Genomic DNA, 25,573 nt, shown 5'->3' on the forward strand with positions numbered 1-25,573 from the left:
TCAGTCGACGCAGAGGGTGCTTTGTGCCTTGCCACCGTCGATGCGTCGCCGGCAACCGAAGTTCTGGCTGACATCACGCTGGCAGGTGCCTGTTGCCACCGCGCCTGCGGTCACCTCGGCAGACGCCAGGCACTGGCCGTTGCAGGCGGCCCAACAGCTGCAACGTACCGCACGTGACCGGTAGTGCCGGCCGCTGGCCGGCAACCTCATGAATCTTCGGGAACGGTCGTGCAGCTGCCGGCCAGCGGCCGGCACTACCTTCAATCCACGCAGAGGGTGCCTTGTGCCTTGCCACCGTCGATGCGTTGCCGGCAACCGAAGTTCTGGCTGACATCACGCTGGCAGGTGCCGGTTGCCACCGCGCCTGCGGTCACCTCGGCGGACGCCAGGCACTGGCCGCTGCAGTCGCTCTTGCTGCTGCAGGACTTGCCCGCGTCAGCATAGGGAATAACGCACTGCACCCGTTGCAGGCGGCCCAACGGCTGCAGGGTACCGCCCGCCGCGCGGCAGTCCACATCGCGTGCTTCTTCATAGGCTGCAGCGGCTTCAGGGCTGTCGGCCACCGTGGCTGCCGCGCCTGCATCGTCACTGGCCGGGGGTGCACTGCTGCAGGCGGCAAGCAGCACGCCCAGGGCAGCGCTGGCAAGGAATCGGAGGCGCATGGCGGTACCTGGTCAGTGAGGACGGCGCCAGCATACGCACCCGGCGATGCAGGTGGCGTGTCAGCCGGCGTTGCCGTCTTCCTCTCCGTCGGCAGAGGTCAACTGCTGCAACGGATCGGGGGTCAGCTCAGGGGGCAACGCGCGCTTTGATTTGCTGCCCAGTTCGGCAAGTCGGCGGGCACGGCTGATGGCTGACTGCGGCGAATCGATCAGGCGGTTGCGCGCGTCGGCGTAAGCCTTGCCTGCATCGTCGAGCTTCCTGCCCATGGCATTGAAGTCCTGCAGGAATCCGGTCAGGGCGTCCAGCACCAGTCCACCGGCTTCACTGATCTTCAATGCCTGCTTCTGCACCTTGTCACGTGTCCACAGACGCTCGGCCACCCTCAACAGGGCCATCAGCGTATTGGGCGAGGCAAACACCACGCGGTTGTCGAAGGCATAAGCCTGCAATGCCCCATCTGCGCCCAGTGCCGCCGACAGTGCGCCTTCGATGGGAACGAAAGCGATGGTGATATCCAGGGTCTCGCTGCCAAGAGCCTTCGGATAGTTCTTTTCGCCCAGATCCTTGACGTGCTGGCGCAGCGCCACCGCATGGCGGCGCAGTGCATCTTCGGACTGTTCCGGCGTGGCGGCATTCATCGCCTCCTGCCAAGCGATCAGGTTGACCTTGCTGTCGATCACCACGCTGCGCTCATCGGGGAACTGCACCACCACGTCCGGCCGCAGGCGCGCGCCCTCATCATCCACCGCGTGCTTCTGCCGCTGGTAGTGGACGCCTTCCTCCAGGCCTGAGCCACGCAGCACGTTGTCGAGCATCAGCTCACCCCAGTCGCCGCGTACCTTGGCACTGCCTTTCAGTGCATTTGTCAGCGCCGAGGCCTGTGCGGCCATGTCCTGGTTGAGGGTCTTCAGTTCGCCCACCGCGCCAAGCAGGCTGGCACGCTGCCGCGCCTCTTCCCCGTACAGCGTGTCGACCCGGTTGCGGAAATCCCCCAGCCTGTCGGCAAAGGGTTTGAGCAGCCCTTCGATGTCCGCGCGTGACTGCACCGTGGCCTGGCGCACGTTCTTTTCGAACTGTTGCCCGCGTTCGTCGAAAACCTTGCCCGCCAGTTCCGCGAAGGCACCGGACAGTTTTTCCTTGGCGGTATCCAGATAGCTGCGCAGCTCGGCACTGGCGCGTTCGGAATGCTGCAGGTTGGCCAGGGCGCGCGCGTGTTCGCCATGAAGTTGCTGGTAACGCTGCTGCGCCTGCTGCAGCTCCGTGCTGGACTGGGCCAGATCGGCCCGTACCTGCGCCAAGGCAGCTTCGCGCTCGGCCAACATCGCTTCACGACTGGAGGCCAACGCGGCCTCCCGCTCCACGCGTGCGGTCAGGGTAGTGACAAGCTGGGCGTGCTGCTGGCTTCGGCCGCGCTCGCTTTCCAGCTCCGCCAGCAAGGTTTCCAGCCGCCCTCTCAGTTGGCCGGCGTCAACCAGCGCGAGGCGATGCTGTTCGCGTTCGGTAACCAGCTGTTGCTGTACTTCGGCAGCGGGTGTGCTGGTGGATGCGCGACGCCACAACAGCACCAGCACCATCAGCGTCGCCAGCAGCAGCGCCACGGCGACAATCATGAGGACTTCGATGTTCATGCGGCCAGTGTAGCCCCGCTGCGCTAGCCTTGGTTGGACCACGACGGACCCGCCCATGCTTGTTCTCTACGGAAAGCCCACCTCGATCAACGTGCGCAAAGTGCTGTGGCTGTGCGCCGAACTCGATCTGCCGTTCTCCCATGATCCGGCACCTGCGCCGGACATGCTGTCCACGCTGAATCCCAACCTGCAGGTACCGGTGCTGCGCGATGGCGACTTCGTGCTGTGGGAGTCCAACAGCATCTGCCGCTACCTGGCCGCCCGGCAGGCACGAGACGATCTGCTGCCGGCCGCTGCACAAGCCCGTGCCCAGGTCGAGCAGTGGATGGACTGGCATGCCAGCGACCTCAACAGCGCTTGGCGCCACGTGTTCATGGCCCGCGTGCGCCAGCACCCCGACTTCGCGGACGACGCACGCGCCGAGGCAAGCCTGGAACAATGGAACCGCCTGATGACCGTGCTCGACCACCAGCTTGCCGCCAGCAATGCCTACGTGGCGGGCACCTACTTCAGCCTGGCCGACATCGTCCTCGGCCTGTCGACACAGCGCTGGCGCAGCACCCCCGGCAACAAACCTGTGCTGCGCCACGTAGGCGCTTGGTTCGAACGCCTGCGCCCCCGGCCCGGCTTCGCCGAGCATGTGGACAACGGCGTGGCGTAAGGAGGGCCGGCAGGGCGGCGCCCTGCACCCGCAGAGGCAACGTCAACATCAAGAGCTGGCGTTCCGTGGGATGGCGGGATGGCATGGATTTGCGGGACACGCCGTAAACCCGTCCATGGGGGCTCGTAGGCGCCATCCATGGCGCCTGCGGTCCCGCAAACCCATGCCACCCCGCCTTTCACGGATCTCCGCGATCTGCAGTAGATCCACGCCATGCGTGGATGAAGGTCAGAGGCTGGGTTGGCCCGGCGTTACCAGCCTTCCAGCACGATCTTGCCCTTGGCCCGGTGGCTCTCCAGCAGCGCATGTGCGCGCCGCAGGTTGGCCGCGTCAATGCGCCCGAAGTGCTCGCCCAGCGTGGTCTGCAGCACGCCGGCATCGACCAGATCGGCCACCCGGTTCAGCAGTTCGTGCTGGCGCTGCATGTCCGCGGTCCTGTACAGCGGCCGGGTGAACATGGATTCCCAGTGCAGCGACAGCGCCTTGCGCTTGAGCGCCATCACATCGATCTGGCCCGGATCATCGATCAGCCCCAGCTGCCCCTGCGGCGCCAGCAGCTCGACGAGCTGCGCGTAGTGCTGGTCGGTGTGGGTCAGGCTGGCCACATGGTCCACCTGGGTGATGCCCAGCCGGGCCAGGCCCTCGGCCAGCGGCCGGGTGTGGTCGATCACATGGTGCGCGCCCATCGCCTGCACCCAGTCCTGGGTCTCCGGGCGCGAGGCGGTGCCGATCACCGTCAGCTTCGTCAGCCGGCGCGCCAACTGCACCAGGATCGAACCCACGCCACCCGCTGCACCGATCACCAGCAGGGTCTGGCCCTCGCCGCCGCCTTCGGCAATACGCAGGCGGTCGAACAGCAGTTCCCATGCGGTGATCGCGGTCAACGGCAGCGCCGCAGCGGCGGCATCGTCCAGGCTGGCCGGCTTGCGGCCAACGCTGCGCTCGTCCACCAGCTGGTACTCGGCATTGCTGCCCGGGCGATCGATCACACCGGCGTAGTACACCGCATCGCCGGGCTGGAACAGGGTTACCTCGCTGCCGACCGCTTCGACCACACCGACCGCATCCCACCCCAGCACGCGCGGGCCGTCGGTGGCGGCGCCGCGCCGCACCTTGGTGTCGACCGGATTCACCGCCACCGCGCGCACCGCCACCCGCAGGTCGCGCGGGCCCGGCTGGGGCAGGGGCAGGTCGAGATCGATCAGGGCCTGCGGGTCGTCGATCGGCAGGCCGGCTTGGGTGTAGGCAATGGCACGCATGGGGGATATCCAGGGAGGAGAGACCACAGCATGCGCCGTGCGCAGGGGGGCGGAAAGGCGCAGAATCGGTCAACACTTTCACTGCAGCAATGAAAATGGTCCGCTTCGACGATCTGCAGCTGTTTGTCCGTACCGCCGCGCTGGGCAGCTTCTCCCAGGCCGCGCGCGAGGCCGACCTGCTGCCGGGCCAGGTTGCCGCGGCGGTGGCACGGCTGGAACGCGAACTGGACCTGCGCCTGTTCGTACGCACCACCCGCAGCCTGCGGCTGACCGCCGAAGGCGCGCTGTATCTGCCCTACGCACAGGAGGTTCTGAGCACCCTGCGCGAAGGCCAGGCGCGGGTGCAGGGCGAGGACGCCGAACTGCACGGCACCCTGCAGTTGTCGGCGCCGTCGGACTTCGGCCGCAACCTGCTGCTGCCGTGGCTGACCGCGTTCCGCGCGGCGCATCCACGGCTGCGCCTGCACCTGCGCCTGTCCGACGAAGTGGCCGACGTGTTCCGCGACCCGGTCGACGTGGCCATCCGCATCGGCCACTTCGACGACGCCAGCTACGTCGCCCTGCCTTTGCTGGAACAGAACCGGCGGGTGCTGGCCGCGTCGCCCGGGTACCTGCGGCGGCGTGGCACGCCCAGCCGCCTGGAAGATCTGCGCGAGCATGATTGCCTTGTCTACCAGCTCGGCGGCCGCGCCTACGATCGCTGGTCGTTCGAGATTGAGGGGCGCCGCGTGGTGATCCCGGTGCGCGGGCCGCTGGTCTGCGACGACGCCGACGTGGTGCGGCGCTGGGCGGTCGCCGGCGAAGGCATCACCTACAAGTCCTGGCTGGACGTCCGCGACGACGTGCTGGAAGGGCGCCTGCAGGTGCTGCTGGATGGCATCGGCAGCCACATTCCCCTGCAGCTGGTCTGCCCCCATCGCAAGCAGTTCTCACCGGCAGTGCGGCAACTGCACGCGCAGCTGCGCCAGCATCTGCAACCGCTGCTGTCCGCCATGCCCGGCAATGGCGACACGCCCCTGTCGCCTGCGCCAGCACTGGCCGACAATGGCGCTCCCCCGTTGTAAGAGAGTCGCGCCATGCCGTGGATGGGCATCCAGGATCTGTGGACCTTCCTGCTCGCTGTGCTGGTGTTTCTGGCGCTGCCCGGGCCGGGCACCTTCACCCTGCTGACCGCTACCGGTCGCGGCGGTGTGCGCGGCGGCTACACGGCGCTGGCCGGCCTGCTGGTCGGCGACCAGATCCTGATGTGGCTGGCACTGGCCGGCGTGGCCGCGCTGCTGAAGGCCAATCCGACGGTGTTCCATGCCGTGCAGTATCTGGGCGCGGCGTATCTGGTGTGGGTAGGCATCAGCCTGCTGCGCACGCCCAAGGGTGACGGTGCCGACGTTGGCCCGGTGCGCATGCAGCACGGACGCTACTTCCACCAGGCGATCCTGGTCAGCCTGCTCAATCCGAAGGCGATCCTGTTCTACATGGCCTTCCTGCCGTTGTTCATCGACCCGAAGGCCCACCAGGGCATCGCTACGTTCGCCGCGCTGGCCGGGATCATCTTCGTGGTCAGCATCGCCTACTGCTCGCTGCTGATCTGGGTCGGCAACCTGGCCCGCCGCCGGTTGATCCAGCACCCGCGGGTCAGCGATGCGCTACGGCGCGTGGCCGGCCTGTTCCTGGTCGGCTTCGGCATCCGCCTGGGCCTGAACGGCTGAGATCCCGTCGGCCTGGCAGGCCGCGCGCAGGTGGTCGATGAACACCCGCAGCTTGGGCGCCATATGCTCGCGCGCCGGGTAGTACAGATGAAAGCCGGGGAACGGCGGCTGCCAGTCCTCCAGCACGCTGCGCAGGCGGCCGGCAGCCAGGTCGTCGGCGACCAGTGAGGCGAACCCCTGCGCCATGCCCAGCCCAGCCAGCACCGCCGCATAGGCCAGTTCGGCATCGTTGAACACCAGCCGGCCCTCGACGGCTACGTCCAGGTCACGCCCCTCACGGCTGAACTCCCAGGGCATCAGCCGGCCATTGGCGCGGCGATGGACGATACAGTCGTGGCCCTGCAGCTCCTGCGGGCTCTGCGGCACACCGTGGCGCGCGAAGTAGCCCGGCGTGGCCACCACCACCTGGCGCTCGGGCGGCCCGATCGGCACCGCGATCATGCCCTGCGCCAACGATTCCCCCAGGCGGATGCCTGCGTCGAAACCCTCGGCGACCAGATCGGTCAACGCCGGTTCCACGCACAGTTCCACCTCCACCTGCGGATACCGGGCCAGGAAGGACGGCAGCGCCGGCAGGACCCGGCGCTCGGCAACGATGCGTGGCAGGGTGATGCGCAGCCGACCGGCCGGCACGGTCCGCGCGCTGTCCAGGTCTTCGAAGGCCGATTCGATCTGTGCCAGCCCGCCACGTACGCGCTGCAGGAAGCGCGCACCGTGCTCGGTCAGGCCCACCCGGCGCGTGGTCCGTTGCAACAGGCGCACGCCCATCCGCGCTTCCAGCGCGCGCACGCTCTGTGACAGTGCCGAGGTCGAGACACCAAGCGCATCTGCGGCGCGGGTAAAGCTGGCGTGGTCGGCTACGTGGACAAACGCGACCACCGCCGACAGCGGTGCGGAGGGATCCATTGTGAAGCCTTCCTTCATTGTCAGTTCGGCTGTGTCCAGTTTATCCACAGGATCATCGGACGGATGCTTTCCCTCCCGGCGGCACACCGCCTCCTCCAATGGAATGCCACATGTCACTTGATCACTACCGCCTGCTCGGTCGCTCCGGCCTGCGTGTCAGCCCGATGGCGCTGGGCACGATGACCTTCGGTGCCGACTGGGGGTGGGGCGCGGACGAAGCCGAGGCCCGCCGCATCTTCGATGCCTACGTCGAACGCGGTGGCAACTTCGTTGATACCGCAAACAACTACACCAATGGCAGCGCCGAGACGCTGCTCGGGCGATTCGCCCAGGGCCGCCGCGAACGGCTGGTGATCGCCAGCAAGTACACCCTGGCGACCGTGCCCGGCGATCCGAACAACGCCGGCAACCACCGCAAGAGCATGATGCGCTCGGTGGAGGACAGCCTGCGCCGGCTCGGCACCGACTACCTGGATCTGCTGTACCTGCACGCCTGGGACGACACCACCGGGGTGGACGAGGTGATGCGCGGTTTCGACGATCTCGTGCGCAGCGGCAAGGTGCTGTATGCCGGCATCTCGGACACGCCGGCCTGGCAGATCGCCCGCATGCAGACCCTGGCCGACCTGCGCGGTTGGGCGCCGCTGGTGGCCCTGCAGATCGAATACAGCCTGATCCAGCGCAGCGTCGAACAGGAGCTGCTGCCGATGGCCGAGGCGCTCGGGTTGGGCGTGGTGGCGTGGTCGCCGCTGGGCAGCGGGGTGCTGACCGGCAAGTACAGCGCGGCTGATCTCACCACGGCCGAGCCGCCGGAGGCTACGCCGGGCGGTTCCCGGCGCAACGTGGCCCTCATCAATGGCGCGTTGACGCCACGTTCGTTGAACATCGCCGGGGAAGTCGCTGCCGTCGCGGCGGAACTGTCGCACTCGGCTGCGCAGGTCGCTCTGGCCTGGCTGCTGCAACGACCCGCGGCCGGGGCCATGCCGATCGTCGGTGCACGCACCCTGGACCAGTTCGAACACAACCTGGCGGCGCTGGATCTGGCGCTGCCGGCTGAGGCGCTGGCACGGCTGGATGCGATCAGCGCGGTCGCGCCTGCCTTCCCGCACGACTTCCTGCAGATGCCGCTGCCACGCATGCTGATGAGCGGTGGTACGCGTCTGCAGCCACGCGCGCTGGGCAGGTAACAGCGGGGGCGCGCTATGCTGGCGCCCCTCGTTGGACAAAAGCGCCATGGCCGCAACACCAACGCTCGCGGTCGCAGCAGCCCTGGTGCTGCTGCTTGCCAGTGGACCGGCCACGGCCGCACCGGACCACCGCTGCCTCAGCGGTGGCCGCGACAACACGATCCACCTGGAATGGCGCTGGCTGGACGATGGCCGCGCCGATGTGCGCTATGCCGGGCACAGCGAGCGCCTGCCGCTGCGGCGGGTCTCCGAACAGACCACGGTGCTGGACGAAGACCGCCCCTACCAGTTCGACACCGTCTGGGAAGAGCGCGTGGACGGTCGCATCAACGGTCACTACACACTGAGCACGCAGGGCGCACGGATCTACAGCTTCAGCTACGTGCGTGCCCGGGACGGTCGCCGCACGGACTTCGACGAAGACGTCAACGCCTTCCAGGACGACGGCTGTCACTGGTAGGCGCCTGCGCTGAGGCCGTTTGTGCCGTTTCCGGCAGAGTGTCCAGCGTCCAGCGCGCGCTGTGTCGGCCATGACCCCCGTCAGTGGCAATGCTGCGCTGCGTTCGGTCACACTCGGGGACTTGTCGTTCTCAGTCACCCCTTCCGAGGCCTGCATGTCCCTGCTCCGGCGCAAGTCCCTAGATTCCGTCACCGTCCATGAAGCCGGCCGGCGTCTGGTCCCGACCCTCAGCTGGCCGCACCTGATCGCGCTGGGCATCGGCGCCATCGTCGGCACCGGCATCTACACCCTGATCGGCGTGGGTGCCGACCGCGCTGGCCCGGCCGTGCTGATCTCCTTCGCCATCGCCGGCGCGGTGTGTGCCTGCGCGGCATTGGCCTATGCAGAGCTGTCCACGATGATGCCTGCCGCCGGCAGTGCCTATACCTACAGCTACAGTGCCCTGGGCGAAGTGTTTGCCTGGGTGGTGGGCTGGAGCCTGATCCTGGAGTACTCGCTGGTGGTGAGTACCGTGGCGGTCGGCTGGTCCGGCTATTTCGTCGGCTTCCTGGAATGGGTACATACCCAGTTCGGCTGGGACCTGCGCCTGCCGGCGATGCTCGCGGCAGGCCCGCACGTCGATGGCGGCATGATCAACCTGCCCGCCATCGTCATCACCTGGCTGGTGGCCCTGATGCTGATGGCCGGTACCAAGGAAAGCGCCACCCTCAACGCGATCCTGGTCGTGTTCAAGCTGATCGCGCTGGCGATCTTCGTGGCGGTGGCCCTGCCGGCGTTCGACGCCAACAACCTGCAGCCGTTCATGCCTTACGGATTCGCCAAGACGCTGGGCCCGGATGGCGTCGAGCGCGGCGTGATGGCGGCAGCGGCGATCATCTTCTTCGCGTTCTACGGCTTCGACGCGATCTCCACCGCCGCCGAAGAAACCAAGAACCCCGGGCGCGACCTGTCCATCGGCATCATCGGCTCGATGGTCGGCTGCACCATCGTGTACGTGCTGGTGGCGCTGGCTGCGATCGGTGCGATGAGCTACACCGTGTTCGGCCAGAGTGCCGAGCCGCTGGCATTGATCATGCGCCAGCTGGGCCAGCCCACCGCCGCGATGCTGATCGGCGTGATCGCGATCATCGCCCTGCCGACCGTGCTGCTGGCCTTCCTGTACGGCCAGAGCCGCATCTTCTTCGTCATGAGCCGCGATGGACTGCTGCCGCGTGGCCTGTCCAAGGTCAACGCACGTACCGGCACGCCGGTGGCGACCACGCTGTTCACCGCCCTGGTGGTGTCGGCACTGGCCGGCGTTGCACGCCTGGACGAGATCGCCGCACTGGCCAACGCCGGTACCCTGGCCGCGTTCACCGCCGTTGGCATCTGCCTGGTGGTGCTGCGCGTGCGTGAGCCGAACCGCGAGCGCACCTTCCGCACGCCGTTGGCCTTCATTGTCGGCCCGCTGGCGGCACTGGGCTGCATCTACCTGTTCATCAGCCTGCCGCACACCACCCAGCTGTACTTCCTGGCGTGGAACGTGGTCGGCCTGGTGCTGTACTTCGCCTACAGCCGTCGCAACGCGCTGATCGGCCGGTAAAGGCAGCGCCGGGCCATGCCCGGCGGTCTTTGGGTCGTGCCGGCACTACCGCAGGGCGGCTAACCGCCCTGCTTTGCCGCGTAGTCCTGCGCCTGGCGCATCACCCGCAGCAGGTTGCCGCCCCAGATGGCGGCGATCTGTTGTTCGCTGTACCCCTTGCGCAGCAGCCACGCGGTGATCTTCGGCAGCTGGCTGACATCGGGCAGGTCGCTCAGGCCACCACCGCCATCCCAGTCCAGACCGATGCCGACGTGCTCGGGACCGACCACCTTCAGGATGTGCTCGAAATGGGCGAAGAAGTCGTCCAGGCTGGCGTGGCGCACCGGGTGTTCGTGGTCCAGTGCCTGCTCGGCCTTCTGCAGCGCCACGCCCTGTTCGATGGTCATGCCTTCCCAGCCACCCAGCTGCTTGCTCAGGGCTTCTTCGGCCTGCTTGCGCTCGGGCGACTTGGCGGTGTCGATCAGGTAGCCGCCGTACGCGTTCACCTGGATCACCCCGCCAGCCTTGGCCAGCTTGCGCAGGCGCGCGTCATCAAGATTGCGTGGGTGGTCGTAGACCGCCTTGGCCGAGCTGTGCGACAGCACGAACGGCACCGGCATCATCGCCAGCAGATCGTCGAACACGGCATCGGAGGCGTGCGACTGGTCGATGACGATGCCCAGCTTCACCGCCTCGCGCACCAGGTCCTTGCCAGCCGGGCTCAGGCCCTTCCATTCAGCCCCCTTGGGATCGGTGGCCGAATCGGCGAACTCGTTGTTGGCGAAGTGCACGGTGCTGAGCAGGCGCAGGCCCGCACGGTGATAGAACGACAGCAGGCTGGGATCGGCCACCAGCGGACTGGCGTTCTCCATGCTGATGTAGACCACGCGCTTGCCGGCGGCCTTGATCCGCGCCGCGTCATCGGCGGTCAGCGCCAATGCGAAGCGCTCGGGATTGGCGGCCAGCATCTGCCGGATCTCCAGCAACCGCTGCAGGCCGTGGTCGCGCTCGGCCAGATGCGCGGCGGCCGTGCGGTCGCCCTGGTCGGTATAGATCGCCCAGAAGCCGCCATCAAGCGCACCTTCGACCATGCGCGGGTAGTCCACCTGCGAGAGTGCATTGCGGTCGTGCCGCTGCTCGATGTCGAAGCCGGTGCGGCCGAAATTGGCCGGCGTATCCAGATGACTGTCCAGGGTCAGCAAGCGCTGCTGCAGTGCCTTGGCACGGGCCAGCTCCTGCGCGCTGAAGTCGATGGCATGGGCGGACAGCGGCGCACTCAGCGCCAGGGCGAGCAGCAGGGACAGACGACGCAACGACGGCATGGGCATCCACCGGCAATGGGAAGGACACGACCATAGCGCCGCGACGGCCAACGCCGGTAGTGCCGTATTGACCCGCCAGCTCCATTACACTCGCCGGCAGCCGATAAATCAGCGTGCAGCACCGCGTGCTGCGTCGACCATGGAATGGAAGCATCGATGTCGAACTCCCAGCCTCCAGCGCTGCCCGCGCAGGGCCAGGCCCCCCTCCCCGCCAGCACGGTCACCGTCGAACAGCTCAAGCGTGATGTGCTGCCAACGTTGTTTGCCGGGCGTACCGACATCGGCCGCTATGGCCCGGCCGACCTGGCCAGCGCCAGCGCCGAGCCGGCCTGGCAGGATGGCAGCGCCAGCGCACTGGCCCAGGCGCTTGCCGAACTGGTCAGCCGGCTGTCCGAACACGATCCCAATGCGCTGCTGCAGCGCGCGGGATGGTGGGAGCGGTTCACCGGTGCCGATATCGAAGAACGCCTGCGCCGTCGCATTGCCATGGGCAGCAACGGCGATGTCCTGGCCAGGATCGAGCGCGAAGCCATTGCCGTGCGGGCCAGCGTCGATCGACTGGATGCGCAGCTGCTCGAGCATGACGTGCAGGGGGTGCGACTGCAGGTGTACATCGATGCAGGCGTGCAGTTCCTGCAGGAGCTGCCAGCGGCCTTGGACAGCGACGATGGCGCGCCGGTGCTCGACCGTCCGGTCGAGCGGCTGCAACGCCGCGTAGCCAACCTGACCGCGCTGCTGGCCAGCCATTCGATGAGCCGGATGCAGGTGCAGCTGGCACGCAGCCATGCCATCGACCTGCTGGACCGTTACAGCGAGACGGTACAGATCCTGCTGCCGATCTGGCGCCAGACCATCCAGGCGCTGCACAACAGCGACAACGCCAGCCCGCAGATGATCGCCAGCGCGGCCCAGGCACAGGACCAGCTGAAACAGGCCCTGCAGCAGTTGCTGCGCACATCGGCGGTGCCGGCATGAGCGCGCCGGTACGCGATCCGCTGCAGATCCCGCCGGATCTGCAGGCGCGGGTGGAGGCTGTTCCGGGCCTGCGCGCGTTCTACCGGCGGGCCTCGCTGCTGCGGGTCTTCGGCCTGGCCTGCCTTCCGCTGGCGGCAACGGCGCTGTCCTGCATGGCGCTGGCATTTACCGGCACCGAGCTGGGCCCCCCGTCGTGGGCACAGGTGCCGGCCGGCTATGGATCGAAGGACACGGGCAGGCAGTTGCTCATCCTGCTGGTCATGACCCCCTTGCTGCTGGTGTGGATGTTCTTCGGCGTGCGCGACCTGCTCAGCCGCCATCGCCTTCGCCGCTTCGCCTGGTCATTCGCGCTGGGTTCGATGCTGCTGTGCGGTGCCTGGGGAAGCATGGGCATCACCGCACCCGCCATCGGCCAGGGCGATCGCCTCGACTATCGCCAGCTGGACGCGCTGATCGCCAGTCCAGACTTCAGCGGCTTCAGCCCCCAGTGGCAGGCCTATCTGCGTGCACAGCAGGAGCTTCCCTACGGCGTCGCCTCGTCGGCCGTGGTCGCCACTGCCCGTGCGTTGGCCAATGGCGAAGACATCGGTGTTCCGGTATCGCCGGCAATGCAGTCCCGCTTCGAGAAGGCAGCAGGGCTGCCCCGCTCTGAACGGTCGCAGCGATGGCATCGCCAGCGTCTGCTGGGCTGGCTTCTGTTCGACGTCGGCTGGGTGCTCGCGCTGCTCGCGGTACCGACGCTGCTTGCATTGGGTGCGGTGGCGATCATGCTCGGCCACCATCTGCGGCGCAGGTCCGAAGTGATCAACGGGTTGCTGCAGCAGCTGCAGCCGGTTCCTGCGCCGCCACCCCCGCAGCCCTGAGGCTGGCGCGCGGGGGCAGTCTTCGGCGCTGTGTGGGGGAGCCGGGCATCGCCCGGCTCCACACCCCGTAGATCAGTCCACCACGCGGCAGAACACGGCCTTCAGGTAACGCGATTCCTGCACGTGGGCCATGAACGGATGGTCCGGGCCGGCGCCGGCCACCTTCAGGATCTGGATGGTGCGGCCGGAGAAGTACGCCGCACGACGCAGCATGTCCAGGAACTGGTCCTCGGCCACCAGGCCGGTGCAGGAGAACGTGGCGAACAGGCCACCGGGCTTGACCACGCCCAGCGCCAGCTTGTTCATGTCCAGATACTTCTTCAGCGCGGTGATCACCTGGTCGCGGTCGCGGGTCATCTTCGCCGGGTCCAGGATCACCACGTCGTACTGCTCACCGCGGTTGGCCGCATCGCGCAGCCACGGGAAGATGTCGGACTGGACGAACTTCGGGCGCACGTTGTTCAGACGTGAATTGCCCTTGGCGATCTGGATGACGTCCTCATCGATGTCGATGCCGACCACTTCCGATGCACCGCGCGCGGCCGCGTACACGGCGAAACCGCCGGTGTTGCAGCACAGGTCGAGCACGCTCTTGCCTTCCACCTGCTGGCTCAGCCACTCACGGTTCTCGCGCTGGTCGGCGAAGAAACCGGTCTTGTGCGCACCGGCCGGGTCGGCGCGGAACTTGATGCCGTACTCGGTGATCACCGACGCTTCGGTGGTGGTGTTGCCGTGGAAATCGAAGCTTTCCTGCTTCTGCACGTGTTCGTCGGCGAAGCTGTGGAAGCGGCAACCCGGGAACTGTTCACGCAGGGCGTCGTAGATCCATTCGCGATGGCGGAACATGCCGGCGGCGAAGAACTCCACCACCACCAGGTCGCCGTAGCGGTCGACCACCAGGCCGGACAGGCCATCGCCCTCGCTGTGCACCACGCGCCAGGCGTCGGACACCGCATCGAGCTTGAGCACCTCACGACGCAGCGACACCGCCTGGGCGATCTTGCGCGAGAACCAGCCGGCATCCAGCGGGATCTGCGGGTCGGTTTCGAGGATGCGTACAGCAATACGCGAATGCCCGTTGTAGAAGCCACGGCCGATGAACTCGCCATCCACGCCGACGACATCGACGAGGGAGCCGGGCTTGGGCCGGACGGTCGGCTTCTCGACCAGTTTCTGGAAGATCCACGGGTGGCTGGAACGCCACGCGTTCTTGAGGCGGACAACGGGAAGGGGGGTATTCATCCACCTATTGTAAACCGGGCGCCGTGGTCAGATCCCCACAGGGGCTCTGACCCCTTGGTCGTTGTGGGAATGGGGTCGGAGCCCCCTGCGGGGATCCGACCCCGGCCAGCATTTGACGCCGGCCCGGCCAGGCCGCAGAATCGGCGGCAGAAGGGGAGTAGCTCCCAGACGTTGTCGCCGTCAATTCGAGCCCGCAGGCTCCGGTGCAACGGCAGTTCCGGCCCATCGGAACTGCGAGCGAGACCTTCGCCGTACTGGCGAAGCTCTGTCCCTGGATCCCCTCCCGATCCTCCGTTGCAGATCCTCGCCGTCCGGCTTGAGGCATTTTTCATTTCCCAACGGACAAACCCATGCAGACGATCGGTAATTTGTGGTTGTGGGGCGGCTTCGCAGCGGTGGTGGTCATCGCCCTGCTGGTCGACCTCGTATTGATGCGCCACGGTGGCCCGCACAAGGTCACTTTCAAGGAAGCCCTGTGGTGGTCCATCGGCTGGGTCGCGCTGGCGCTGGCCTTCAACGGCGGCCTCTGGTTCTACCTGAACGAGACCGCCGGCCACGTCGTGGCCAACAAGGTCGGCCTGGAGTTCCTGACCGGCTATCTGGTCGAGAAGGCGCTGGCGGTGGACAACATCTTTGTCTTCCTGATGATCATGAGCTACTTCGCGGTGCCGGAGGAACAGCGCCAGAAGGTGCTGATCATCGGCATCCTGGGCGCGATCGTGCTGCGTACGATCATGATCTTCGCCGGTAGCGTGCTGATCACCCAGTTCCACTGGCTGCTCTATGTATTCGGCGCCTTCCTGCTCTTCACCGGCTGGAAGATGTGGTTCGCCGCGGGCCAGGAGCCTGACCTGGAAGCCAACCCGGCCCTGCGCTGGATGCGCAAGCACCTGCGCCTGCTGCCGGACTACGAAGGCAACGCGATGAGCGTCAAGCGCGACGGCGTGCGCTGGTTCACCCCGCTGTTCGCGGTGCTGATCCTGATCGCAGTGACCGACGTGATCTTCGCGGTGGACAGCATCCCGGCGATCTTCGCGATCACCACCGACCCGTTCATCGTGCTGACCTCCAACGTGTTCGCGGTGCTCGGCCTGCGTGCGATGTTCTTCCTGCTGGCCGGCATGGCCGACCGCTTCCACCTGCTGCCGTACGGCCTGGCCTTGGTGCTGGCCTTCATCGGCATCAAGATGATGATCATCGACCTGTTCAAGATCCCGACCCCGATCTCGCTGGGCGTGGTCGCGGTGATCATCGCCGCCACGGTGGTGCTGAGCCTGAAGAACCCGCCGAAGGAAGGCGGCGCCTGATCCTGGCCGATTGAACGCTGCGGCCGGTGGATTGTCCCGCCGGTCGCAGCCACTCTCCCGCGGCGGTGGCCTTGGTTTCGCGCCGGCCACCGCCATTGCTGAGGGTATGAACACGAACGCGCCCCTGCCCGCCGGCGACGCGCCGGCCGCCCGCAACGACCGCACGCGCATCCTGCGCGCCTTCAATGCCAGCCTGGCCGCCGTGCTGGTGCTGGTGGCCGTGTTCGCCCTGCAGGACCATTTCGACTGGCGGCCCTGGGCGGTCGCACCGTTGGAAGCTAAGGGCCTGCTCGGCCTGATCGGCGGACCGCTGCTGCATGGCTCGGTCGAACACATTGCCGCCAACAGCTTCGCCATCCTGATCCTCGGCACCCTGGCCGGCAGCGTCTATCCCAAAGCCACGCTGCGCGCCCTGCCCCTGCTGTGGCTGGGCTCGGGCATCGGTGCGTGGATGCTCGGCAACCCCGGCAGCTTCCATCTCGGCGCCAGTGGCGTCACCCACGGCCTGATGTTCCTGCTGGCCAGCCTTGGCCTGCTGCGCCGCGACCGCGCGGCGATCGCCACCGGGCTGATCGGCATGCTGTTCTACGGCGGCATGTTGATGACCGTGCTGCCGCATGCCGACGGTGTGTCCTGGCAGTCGCACATGGGCGGAGCCTTCGCCGGCATCATCGCCGCACTGCTATTCCGCAACGCCGACCCGCTGCCGCCGCGCCCGCGTTACAGCTGGGAGGAAGAGGAAGACGAGGTCGAGCCGCTGGCCGATGACGAACTCGAGCCGCCGTCACCGCAGCGCGTGCCGGTGCTGTGGCAGCCGCGCGAAGGGCAGGACTATGTGGTGATCCCGTTCCGCCGGCCGGAAGACCCGCGCGGTTGATCGGGTGGATACGCCGGGCATGGCCCGGCGCTACCGCTTCTGGATGCCTCTGGTAGCGCCGGGCCATGCCCGGCGGCATTGACGCCGGTCAGTCCGCCGCGTTCGCCGCCGCGCCCATTCCATCCACCGCCTGCCGGCCCAATGCCGGGTCATCGGTGAAGAAGGCATCGATGCCGGTCGCCAGGTAGGCACGCATCTCCGCGATCGACCCCTCCGCGTTGCGCGCATTGTCCGCGCCCTTGCGCAGGTTGCTGGCCTGGAAGTGGTTCTCCGGGCGGAAGGTGTACGGAATCACCATCAGGCCCACCGCGTGCGCATCGCGCACCAGCGCCGTCGGCGTGCCCAGCGCACCGTTGGCATCCAGAGGGATGATCGAGCGCAGCTCCGGGCCGATGCCGTCGGCATAGGCCGCGATGTCCTTCAGCCCCGCCGGGGTCATCATCTGCGCATAGGTCAGCGCGCCGCCGGCCTTGGCGATGTCGGCCGGCTGCGTATCGCCCTTCCACAGCAGCTGCAGCAGGCGGATGTTGCTGCCACGCGGGATCTTGCCGCGCAGGTAGCGCAGGTTGGCCGTCTCGAACGACTGGATGGTGACCGGGCCGACGTTGGTATAGGCGTTGCCGCGCAGCGCGGCCAGCAGCGTGTCTTCCATCGGCAGGCCGATCGACTGGAAGTAGGTCGGGTGCTTGATCTCCGGCACCAGGCCGATGCCACGGTTGGCACGACCGGCCTGCTGGACCAGGAACGCCAGGATCTCGTCCAGGCTGGCGATGCGGAACTGGCCGTCGTAGGCGGTGCTGCGGAACTCCGGCAGGCGCTCGCGGGCGTACAGCGTCTTCAGCTCGGCCAGGGTGAAGTCTTCGGTGAACCAGCCTTCGACCGTCTGCCCGTCGATGACCTTGCGGGTCTTCCGCTTGGCGAATTCCTTGTGCTCGGCCACATCGGTGGTGCCACCGATCTCGTTCTCATGGCGGGCCACCATCACCCCGTCCTTGGTCATCACCAGGTCCGGTTCGATGTAATCGGCACCGTCGGCGATGGCCTGCGCATAGGCCGCCAGCGTATGCTCGGGCAGCAGCGCGCTTGCACCGCGGTGGCCGTAGACCGACACCTTGTGTGCGGCCGGAGGGGAGGATTCAGCACTCATGGCCACCGATGGTGCCACGGCCAGCGACAACAGCAACGCACGACCCCACGACTTCACTGCAACTTCCCCAAGCGGTTTGTGATGGGCGTCAGTATGCGGCGGGAATGTGACAGGTTGGGGGAGCTGGGGTCGGATCCCCGAAGGGGCTCCGACCCGGCATCCTCAGTCAACCAAGGCGTCGTGGAAATCACGCTCATGGACAATCATGATCCGGAGTCCTTCCTTGCGCAGTTCCACTGCGCGTTCCACCTTGCGACCGTAGCAGGCGTAACTCCAGCAGGGATTTCCCTCAGCGCCGATCACCAGGTAGTCCACCTTCTTCGATGGTGCACTGTGCACCCGTCCTCCTCGTGCCGTCACCAGCGCGTGGATATCGGCGCGTGACCCTCGGGACGAAGCACCCGTGAAACAGAATCCCTTCTCTTCGAAATGGATTTCGGGAGCCACCGCGCAAAGCCCGACCAGACTTCCGGCGATCTGCAACGACGGATCGGTCAGGGTGCGGTCGTCGCCCAAGGCGATGAACTCGCTGAAGAACTGGCGAAGCAGATCCTGTTCTTGGCCATCCACCACGCCATCAGTCAGCACCTTGGCCACCAGGTGTCCGATTTCATCGTAAGGCCAGCATCCCTGCAGATGGACATGCTCTTCCATCCAGTCCGAGAGGCCACGCAACTCGGTTTCCGAAACGCGGCCGTCAGCGATGATGCCGCCCAGCACAGCATGCAACCGCTGGAGATCGGCCGTAGTAGCGTTGACCCGATCACTTGAACGCATCCGGTCGATCAACCATCGCAGGTCTTCCACCGCATCTTCGTCCATGCGGCCCTCGCCAAGCGCGCGCTCGACCACCGGCATCAGTTCGGTGAAGGGGTGCTGTTGGCGCTGATGAAGATGATCCTGGATCCAATGAGCCAGGAAGCGGCGTTCATCGGCGTTGATCTCCCCATCAATGGAGATCCCTTCGATGATGCCCGCCAGCGAGTTCAGTGCACGGGTGAGCTGCGCCGGGCTGGTGAAGTGGACGTAAGAAACATGGTCCTGATGCATCTGCAGTTCCTTTGCCAGAGTTTCCTTCACGCTAGCGTGGTCGGAGCAGGTACTCAAGCGTGCCCGGCAAGGTTCTGGAATATTGGGACGATCGCGTCATTTTGTGGGGTCAAAGCCCCTTCGGGGATCTCACCCCGAGGAGCTCGTTTGGCTGGATTGCCGGCCAGCGGCCGGCTCTACCAAGGCACTACTTGCCGATGCAGAAGCTGGAGAAAATCCTGCCCAGCAGGTCATCGGCACTCATCTGCCCAGTGATTTCGCCCAGCGCGTCGTGCGCCAGACGCAGCTCCTCGGCCGCCAGCTCCAGGTGCTCGTGCACCAGCTCGCCATCCGCCCGCTGCGCGTGTTCCTGTGCGCGTTCGATCGCATCGACGTGGCGGGTGCGTGCGGAGAATTCGCCCTCCACCTGCTCCCCTGCCCCGGCCGAAGCGATCGAACGCAGGCGCGCATGCAGCTCGTCCAGCCCCGCGCCGCTGGCAGCGGAGACGAACACGCGGTCCGGGTCGTCCCGCACCGGCATCGCATCCAACAGATCCGACTTGTTGTGGATGTAGACCTTGTGCGGCACCGCCAGTACCGCTTCGCCGATCGCGGCTTCGCCGGCTGCCGGATCGCGTGCATCCAGCACGATCAACGCCAGGTCGGTGCGCTCGATCTCGGCGCGCGCGCGACGCATGCCTTCGCGTTCAATGGCATCGCCGCCATCGCGCAGGCCGGCGGTATCGACCAGGGTCAGTTCCAGCCCATCCAGGCGGATGGTCTCGCGCAGCGTGTCACGGGTCGTGCCGGCGATGTCGGTGACGATGGCACGCTCGCTGCCGGCCAGCGCGTTCAACAGCGAACTCTTGCCGGCATTCGGTGGGCCGATCAGCACCGCATGCAGGCCATCGCGCAGACGACGGCCACGCTCTGCGTCGCGGCGCAGCAGGGCCAGATCGCTGCGCGCCTGTTCCAGGCCACGCCGCACCTGTGCACCGCCGAGTGTGTCCAGCGGTTCGTCGGCGAAATCGATGGCTGCTTCCACGTGGATGCGCAGCAGCACCAGCTGTTCGACCACCGCCTCGATGCGGCGCGAGAACACACCGTCCAGCGAGCGTCGTGCTGCGCGCGCCGCTCGGTTGTCCCCGGCCGCGATCAGATCGGCGATGGCTTCGGCCTGTGCCAGGTCGAGCTTGCCGTTGAGAAACGCGCGCTCACTGAACTCGCCGGGCCGCGCCTGCCGCGCCCCCAATGCGATGCAGCGTGCGACCAGCTGCTGCAGCAGTACCGGGCTGCCATGGCCCTGCAGTTCCACCACTTCTTCGCCGGTGAAGCTGTTCGGCGCCGGGAACCACAGCACGATGCCATCATCGATCACTTCACCGTCTGCATCGCGCAGGCGCGCGTAGTGCGCGTGGCGCGGGCGCAACGTCGGTGCGCCGAGTGCGTTGGCAATCGCTGCGGCGCGTGGGCCTGACAGGCGCAGCAGGCCGACGCCGCCCGCACCGGGTGCGCTGGCAATGGCCACGATGGTTTCGGTGCGCTTCATATCGTTCATCGCTCAGAGCTTCTCCAGCTGCGCGCGCGCCTGCGTCGCACCGCTGCCTTGCGGCTGCAGCGCCAGGTAGGTGGTGTAGGCCTGCTTCGCCTTGGCCTTGTCGCCAACATGGAAGTAGGCATCGCCCAGGTTGAGATGGGCCACCGCGCGCGACGGATCGATCTTCAGCGTGTTCTCCAGCCAGCGCGCCGCTTCGGCGTAGCGCTGCTGCCGGTAGTAGACGAAGCCGAGGTTGTTGGCCGCCTGGGCAAAATCCGGGCGCAGCTTCAGCGCCTCGGCGAACTGCACGGCGGCTTCGTCGTAGCGCTTCTCGCGGTAGAGCTGCAGGCCACGGTCGTTGGCCTGCTGCGAGCGCTGGCGGTCCGAGGCCGGTCCGGCCGTCGGCACCACCAGCTTGGCCTTGCCGCCCTGCAGGTCGGCCACGGTCACTGGCGCTTCACTGTTCTTGGCGTCCTGGGCAGCGTCGACCTTGTTGTTCAGGGCGATCGCATCGGCAGTCAGCTGGCGCGTATCGGCGTTGAGGTATTCCTGGCTGTCCGGCACCTGGAACACGAACTCGCCCCCCTGCGAGCCGGGCAGGCTGCCGAAGGCCGGCGTCTGCTGCGAGACCGCCGACACCGCCGGCGCCACATAGGCGGCCAGCTCGGTACCGGTGATCAGGCCATCGCCATTGAGATCGCCCTTGCCAGCTAATGCCTGCAGCAACACCCAGGTGAACACCGAGTGGCCGTTCGGGCCGGCATCGGCCACCTGCTGGTCGGCACCGCCGGCGGTCAGCATCTGCCGCGCGCTGCGACGTGCGTTCTCGCGCAGGAACGACGAGGACGACGGGCCGCCGCGGGTCAGACCGAGGCCGCTGTAGCAGGCGTCCATCACGAACATCACATGCTTGGCCTGCATGCTCTCTGCGATGTTCTGGATGTCGGTCATCGCGATGGCATCGGTGGCGAATTCCTTCGGGTCCGAATCAACCGGAATGATGTAGCCGAGGTCGCGCCCGGATGCCAGCTGACGGGTAGCACCGTGGCCGGCGAAGAACACGAACACGCGATCATTCCTGCCGGTGCGGTCGTCGGACAGCCGGTCGTGGAAGGCGGCCAGGATGTTGTTGCGGGTGGCCTGCTCGTTCTTCAGCACGATCACCTGCGAGGACGGGAAGCCGAACTGCCCGGTCAGCGTATCGGCCACGGCCTGGGCATCGTGGCTGGCGTATTCCAGCTTCGGCCACTTGGCGTAGTTGTCGATGCCGACCACGATCGCCCACGATTTTTCATAGCCGGTGGTGACGGTGGCATCGCGGTCGCTGCCCTTGCGCGGTCGGGCGACGCTGAAGTCGCGGCCATTCCAGCCGGCGAACTGGTAGCCGTCGGCGATCAGCCGGTCCAGGATCTGCGGCAGTGCCTTCACCGCGCGGTCGTGGATATCGTGGAACAGGATGATGCCGCGCTGCTCCTTGTTCACCTGGTCGAGCACGCGCTGCACGATCGATTCGGGCACCGGGTCGGCCCAGTCCATCGAATCGATGTTCCACATGATCGACTTCAGGCCCGCCTCGTTGAGCAGCTGCAGGCCTTCGGCGTTGCGTGCGCCATACGGGAAGCGGAACAGCGGCGCGCGCTTGCTGTCCACGTCCTTCAGCAGGGTGTCGGTGTCCAGCACCTGCTGGCGCAGCGCATCGCCGGTGGTGCGCGACAGCTGCGCATGGGTCAGGCTGTGGTTGCCGACGGCGTAGCCCTCTTCCATCAGGTTGCGGCTGATCTTCGCCATCGGCCCGAGGCGGACCTTGCCGTCGGTGTCGACCTTGCCCAGGTTGCGGCCGACCTCGAAGAACACGCCCGGTACGTCGTAGCGCTTGAGGATGGCCACCACTTCATCGGTATAGGCCTTGTGCGGGCCATCGTCGAAGGTCAGCACCACCGTCTTCGGCGGCAGATCGCGGCCGAAGATCTCGCGGTCGCTGTCCTTCATCGACATCGGGTACGGCTCGATCACGCCGTAGTCGCGCAGGATCGCTTCGCGGCTGTAGTCCTTGTGCAGGTGCGCGATGTAGTCGTCCCACTTCTCGCGCTTCAGTTCGATGGCACGGGTGCGCTCGAAGCGGCTGAAGATGCGGGTCAGTTCCTGGTTGTAGTTGCGCTCGATCTCGTCCAGCGCCTCCAGATCTTCACCGATGCGCTGGTGCAGCTTCACCGCCGGCAACGAGGAATCGGCGCCGATGCGTTCGTGCAGGTCACGCAGCACCTCGCGGAACGCCAGACGATCGGCATCGAACAGTTCGGGCGCCGACTCGATGTAATCCAGCACCGCGCCCAGGGTAGCGAAGCGCTGCGGGCTGGTGCCGCGCAGCAGGGTGTCGAACTGCGTGGCAATGGCGCCGCGCTGTTCCAGGCCATCGTGGAACAGCTGCTGGCCGATGCGGGTGGAGGTGGTGCGATCGGCCGCGGACTGCTGTTCCTCATCGGCCAGCAGCACGATGATCCGTCGATAGCCGTCGAGCTGCTTCTGCAATGCGCCCAGCAACGGCGCGGCGGCCGGGTCGGCGGCAGCGGCAGCCTGTGCGCTCGGCTGGGTAACCGCCGCCGGTGCCTGCGCGTCCTTGTCGCCACAGCCAGCCACGAGCAGGGTCAACAGCAGGCTGGGCAGAAGCAGGCGGAACGACGGCGCACGCGGCATGGCGGACTCGAACAAAGGGGAATGGTGTGCCGGCGATTCTAACGCCGCATGCGAAAAGCCCGCCTTGCGGCGGGCCTTTGCTGGGCCGGCCGGCCAGCGGCCGGCTCTACCCGTCGGCGCAGACGCGCCTTACTTTTTCTTGGCCGGAGCGGTGGCTGCCGTGGCCGGCACCGGATCGCTGCCGTGGCGCTTGGTCATCCACCACTGCTGCAGCAGGCCCAGTCCACCATTGACCACCCAGTACAGGACCAGGCCGGACGGCATGAAGGCCATCATGACGCCGAACACCAGCGGCATGAACTGCATCATCTTCTGCTGCATCGGGTCCATGCCCGGTGCCGGCGTCAGCTTCTGGGTGAACCACATCACCGCTACGTTGATCACCGGCAGGATGAAGTACGGGTCACGGGCGGTCAGGTCCTGGATCCAGCCGAACCAGGGCGCCTGGCGCAGTTCGACCGATTCCACCAGCACCCAGTACAGGGCGAAGAAGATCGGCATCTGGATGAGGATCGGCAGACAGCCGCCCATCGGATTGATCTTTTCCTTCTTGTACAGCTCCATCATCGCGGTCTGGAACTTCTGGCGGTCATCGCCATAGCGTTCCTTCAGCTGTGCGATGCGCGGCTGGAAGCGACGCATTTTGGCGCCACTCTTGTACTGCGTCGCCGACAGCGGGTACAGCACGATCTTCAGCAGCACCACCAGGCCGACGATGGCCCAGCCCCAGTTGCCCACCAGCTTGTGCACCTGGTTGAGCACCCAGAACAGGCCTTGGCCGATCACCGCCATCATCGAGAAGCGGCTGTAGTCGACCACACGGTCCAGACCCGGCACGTCTTCCTTGGCGATCAGGTTGACCAGCTTCGGGCCGACCCACAGGCGGGCCTCGGTGCTGGTGGACTGGCCCGGGGCCACGGTGAAGGCCGGGCCACGCGCTTCGATCAGGTCACGACCGGCCACCTGCGACAGCACGTAGTGTGCGGTCTGGTCCTTCTGCGGGATCCAGGCGGTGAAGAAGTGGTGCTGCAGCATCGCCAGCCAGCCGCCGGTGATGTTCTGGTTCAGCGCGCCATCGTCCAAGTAATCCTTGAACGCACGACGCTGGTACTTCTTGTCGTTGTCGTACCAGGTGGCACCGTTGAAGCTGAACGAGTCCGGGTTGGTCATGCTCCGCGACAGGATCGTCGGGCTGCGGTCCAGGGTGCGGTAGACGTAGCCGTTCCACGGCGCGGCGCCGGCATTGCTGACTTCATCCTTGAAGCGGATCGCATACTCGTTGCGGCCCACGATCAGGGTGCGCTTGATGGTCACGCCGTTGTCGGCGGTCCATACGAACGGAACCTGCAGTTCGTTCTGGCCCTTGGCCAGCACGAAGTCGCGGGTGTCACCGACCAGCTTGAAGCCGTCGGCACCTGGCACCGGGGTGTTCTTGTCTTCGCTGGCCCAGCCGCTGATCGCGCTGTAGGGATGCGCGGGATCTTCGGTCAGCAGGCGCACCGGCGGGCTGCCTTCGTCCTTGCTCTGCGGGAACTGCAGCAGTTCGGCGTCGAGCACGCGGCCGCCATCGAGCTTCAGGCGCAGCACGTCGGTGGTGATGGTCACGGACTGTGCGGACGGGGTGGCGCTGGCCTGGGCCTGTGCAGCGGCCTGACCCGGGGCACCGGGAACCTGCGCGCTGGGGATGCTGCCCGGGGACGCGCCGGGGACGCTCTGGGCGGCGGCCGGGGCCGAGCTGGTCGTCGGCGCCGGGGTCGGGGCGGACTTCTCACGGCTCCACTCCATCCACAGCAGCACGGCCACCATCAGCCAGGCAAAGATCAGGAAAACACGGGTCTGGTTCATCAGCAGGCAGGCTCAGCGGGGCCGGGACGCGGTGCCGGCTCGGTGACGGAGGAAATGGCAATGCCATCAGGCGGCGGCATTGTGCCGTCCACGCCCGGCGCGGGCAATGCGCGCAGGCGCCGCAGCAGGCGCAGGAAGGCCTGGCGGATATCTTCGTTGCTGGCATGACGCGCAGCAGTACGAGCCACGACGACGAAGTCGCCTGGCTGTATGTCGGTTCGTGTCTGACGCAAGGCGTCGCGCAGGACGCGCTTGATCCGGTTACGCCCAACGGCGTGAGGATCGACCTTGCGGGAAACCGCCAGACCCAGCCTGGCCGGCCGGTCAGCCGGTAGCCAGTGCAGGGTCATCAGCGGATCGGACACACGGCGGGCGCCGTTGAAGACCGTTGAATATTCGGCACGCGTGCGAACCCGCGCAGAGCGAGGGAATCGCTTGCGCGGGTCTGCAGTATTCACTGTCGAATGGATTGCGTCTGCCGCTGGATGCGGCATGGCAATCAGGCGCTCAGGACTTTGCGGCCCTTGGCGCGGCGACGCGACAGGATCTTGCGGCCGTCAGCGGTCTTCATACGGGCACGGAAGCCGTGGTCGCGCTTACGCTTGAGGTTGCTGGGCTGGAAGGTGCGCTTGGTGGCCATGTGGGCCTCTCGTATGAATGGGACGGAAAGAACCGGAAATTTTAGAGAGGTGTCCCCCCTCCCG

The 25,573-nt window shown here is 66.7% G+C and carries 23 protein-coding genes; 10 read left to right on the top strand and 13 right to left on the bottom strand.

Annotated features, from left to right (window positions below):
• Positions 1-260: 260 nt before the first annotated feature.
• Both LC407_RS14910 and rmuC read right to left on the bottom strand, forming a co-directional pair.
• Positions 261-662 (bottom strand): hypothetical protein, encoded by a 402-nt coding sequence (locus LC407_RS14910; protein ID WP_032978518.1) that lies wholly within the window; start codon positions 660-662, stop codon positions 261-263.
• Between the two features lie 60 nt (positions 663-722).
• Positions 723-2,291, bottom strand: coding sequence for a DNA recombination protein RmuC (gene rmuC, locus LC407_RS14915; RefSeq protein ID WP_223483103.1), 1,569 nt, complete (start codon positions 2,289-2,291; stop codon positions 723-725).
• Between the two features lie 55 nt (positions 2,292-2,346).
• Between rmuC and LC407_RS14920 the strand changes: the two genes are divergently transcribed.
• Positions 2,347-2,952: a glutathione S-transferase N-terminal domain-containing protein gene (locus LC407_RS14920; protein WP_223483104.1), complete on the top strand. Its 606-nt coding sequence runs from the start codon at positions 2,347-2,349 to the stop codon at positions 2,950-2,952.
• A gap of 251 nt (positions 2,953-3,203) precedes the next feature.
• Here LC407_RS14920 and LC407_RS14925 read toward each other — a convergent pair whose 3' ends face one another.
• Positions 3,204-4,211, bottom strand: coding sequence for a zinc-binding alcohol dehydrogenase family protein (locus LC407_RS14925; protein WP_025875618.1), 1,008 nt, complete (start codon positions 4,209-4,211; stop codon positions 3,204-3,206).
• A gap of 89 nt (positions 4,212-4,300) precedes the next feature.
• Between LC407_RS14925 and LC407_RS14930 the strand changes: the two genes are divergently transcribed.
• Together LC407_RS14930 and leuE are read left to right on the top strand one after the other, a co-directional pair.
• Complete coding sequence (locus tag LC407_RS14930) at positions 4,301-5,275, top strand: LysR family transcriptional regulator (RefSeq protein WP_081794606.1); 975 nt, start codon at positions 4,301-4,303, stop codon at positions 5,273-5,275.
• Between the two features lie 12 nt (positions 5,276-5,287).
• A complete protein-coding gene (gene leuE, locus LC407_RS14935; RefSeq protein ID WP_223483105.1) occupies positions 5,288-5,917 on the top strand; it encodes a leucine efflux protein LeuE in 630 nt (209 codons plus the stop codon).
• On the opposite strand, the gene LC407_RS14940 is transcribed toward leuE, so the two are convergent.
• Positions 5,855-6,823 carry a LysR family transcriptional regulator gene (locus LC407_RS14940; RefSeq protein WP_223483106.1) on the bottom strand — a complete coding sequence of 323 codons (969 nt, stop codon included), beginning with the start codon at positions 6,821-6,823 and terminating at the stop codon, positions 5,855-5,857. The two genes, leuE and LC407_RS14940, sit on opposite strands and share 63 nt — an antisense overlap.
• 98 nt (positions 6,824-6,921) lie before the next feature.
• Here LC407_RS14940 and LC407_RS14945 point away from each other — a divergent pair, with 98 nt between their 5' ends.
• The 3 genes from LC407_RS14945 (at position 6,922) to LC407_RS14955 (ending at position 10,052) form a co-directional block, all read left to right on the top strand.
• The gene (locus tag LC407_RS14945; protein ID WP_025875610.1) at positions 6,922-8,010 is read left to right on the top strand and encodes an aldo/keto reductase; all 1,089 of its coding nucleotides are present in this window, start codon (positions 6,922-6,924) and stop codon (positions 8,008-8,010) included.
• A gap of 46 nt (positions 8,011-8,056) precedes the next feature.
• On the top strand, positions 8,057-8,470 hold the full coding sequence (locus tag LC407_RS14950) for a hypothetical protein (protein ID WP_025875608.1): 414 nt from the start codon (positions 8,057-8,059) through the stop codon (positions 8,468-8,470).
• Positions 8,471-8,624: 154 nt separating this feature from the next.
• Positions 8,625-10,052: an amino acid permease gene (locus LC407_RS14955; protein WP_032978503.1), complete on the top strand. Its 1,428-nt coding sequence runs from the start codon at positions 8,625-8,627 to the stop codon at positions 10,050-10,052.
• A 59-nt stretch (positions 10,053-10,111) separates the two neighbouring features.
• Here LC407_RS14955 and LC407_RS14960 read toward each other — a convergent pair whose 3' ends face one another.
• The gene (locus LC407_RS14960; RefSeq protein ID WP_223483107.1) at positions 10,112-11,353 is read right to left on the bottom strand and encodes a dipeptidase; all 1,242 of its coding nucleotides are present in this window, start codon (positions 11,351-11,353) and stop codon (positions 10,112-10,114) included.
• Between the two features lie 156 nt (positions 11,354-11,509).
• On the opposite strand from LC407_RS14960, the gene LC407_RS14965 reads away from it, so the two are divergent.
• Entirely contained in the window at positions 11,510-12,328 is an 819-nt protein-coding gene (locus tag LC407_RS14965; RefSeq protein WP_223483108.1) for a protein klaA, read from the top strand.
• Complete coding sequence (locus LC407_RS14970) at positions 12,325-13,191, top strand: hypothetical protein (RefSeq protein ID WP_134833305.1); 867 nt, start codon at positions 12,325-12,327, stop codon at positions 13,189-13,191. The genes LC407_RS14965 and LC407_RS14970 overlap by 4 nt, the downstream gene beginning before the upstream one ends.
• A gap of 72 nt (positions 13,192-13,263) precedes the next feature.
• On the opposite strand, the gene LC407_RS14975 is transcribed toward LC407_RS14970, so the two are convergent.
• Positions 13,264-14,433: a class I SAM-dependent rRNA methyltransferase gene (locus LC407_RS14975; RefSeq protein WP_025875598.1), complete on the bottom strand. Its 1,170-nt coding sequence runs from the start codon at positions 14,431-14,433 to the stop codon at positions 13,264-13,266.
• A 350-nt stretch (positions 14,434-14,783) separates the two neighbouring features.
• On the opposite strand from LC407_RS14975, the gene LC407_RS14980 reads away from it, so the two are divergent.
• Together LC407_RS14980 and LC407_RS14985 are read left to right on the top strand one after the other, a co-directional pair.
• Positions 14,784-15,740 carry a TerC family protein gene (locus LC407_RS14980; protein WP_223483109.1) on the top strand — a complete coding sequence of 319 codons (957 nt, stop codon included), beginning with the start codon at positions 14,784-14,786 and terminating at the stop codon, positions 15,738-15,740.
• A gap of 106 nt (positions 15,741-15,846) precedes the next feature.
• A complete protein-coding gene (locus LC407_RS14985) occupies positions 15,847-16,617 on the top strand; it encodes a rhomboid family intramembrane serine protease (RefSeq protein ID WP_134833306.1) in 771 nt (256 codons plus the stop codon).
• Positions 16,618-16,705: 88 nt separating this feature from the next.
• On the opposite strand, the gene LC407_RS14990 is transcribed toward LC407_RS14985, so the two are convergent.
• The 7 genes from LC407_RS14990 to rpmH all read right to left on the bottom strand — a co-directional run bounded on the left by LC407_RS14990 (position 16,706) and on the right by rpmH (position 25,509).
• Positions 16,706-17,821 carry a glycerophosphodiester phosphodiesterase gene (locus LC407_RS14990; RefSeq protein WP_025875592.1) on the bottom strand — a complete coding sequence of 372 codons (1,116 nt, stop codon included), beginning with the start codon at positions 17,819-17,821 and terminating at the stop codon, positions 16,706-16,708.
• Positions 17,822-17,926: 105 nt separating this feature from the next.
• A complete protein-coding gene (locus tag LC407_RS14995; protein WP_223483110.1) occupies positions 17,927-18,844 on the bottom strand; it encodes a BRCT domain-containing protein in 918 nt (305 codons plus the stop codon).
• A gap of 157 nt (positions 18,845-19,001) precedes the next feature.
• A complete protein-coding gene (mnmE, locus tag LC407_RS15000) occupies positions 19,002-20,351 on the bottom strand; it encodes a tRNA uridine-5-carboxymethylaminomethyl(34) synthesis GTPase MnmE (RefSeq protein ID WP_223483111.1) in 1,350 nt (449 codons plus the stop codon).
• 3 nt (positions 20,352-20,354) lie between these two features.
• On the bottom strand, positions 20,355-23,024 hold the full coding sequence (locus LC407_RS15005; RefSeq protein WP_223483112.1) for a polysaccharide deacetylase family protein: 2,670 nt from the start codon (positions 23,022-23,024) through the stop codon (positions 20,355-20,357).
• A gap of 129 nt (positions 23,025-23,153) precedes the next feature.
• Entirely contained in the window at positions 23,154-24,869 is a 1,716-nt protein-coding gene (gene yidC / locus LC407_RS15010; protein ID WP_223483113.1) for a membrane protein insertase YidC, read from the bottom strand.
• On the bottom strand, positions 24,869-25,363 hold the full coding sequence (gene rnpA, locus LC407_RS15015; RefSeq protein ID WP_025875580.1) for a ribonuclease P protein component: 495 nt from the start codon (positions 25,361-25,363) through the stop codon (positions 24,869-24,871). Before rnpA ends, yidC begins: the two co-directional genes overlap by 1 nt.
• A 5-nt stretch (positions 25,364-25,368) precedes the next feature.
• Positions 25,369-25,509: a 50S ribosomal protein L34 gene (gene rpmH / locus LC407_RS15020; RefSeq protein WP_006404565.1), complete on the bottom strand. Its 141-nt coding sequence runs from the start codon at positions 25,507-25,509 to the stop codon at positions 25,369-25,371.
• Positions 25,510-25,573: the final 64 nt, after the last annotated feature.

The sequence above is a fragment of the Stenotrophomonas sp. OVS01A genome (assembly GCF_019969775.1).
In the GTDB taxonomy this organism is placed as follows: domain Bacteria; phylum Pseudomonadota; class Gammaproteobacteria; order Xanthomonadales; family Xanthomonadaceae; genus Stenotrophomonas; species Stenotrophomonas indicatrix.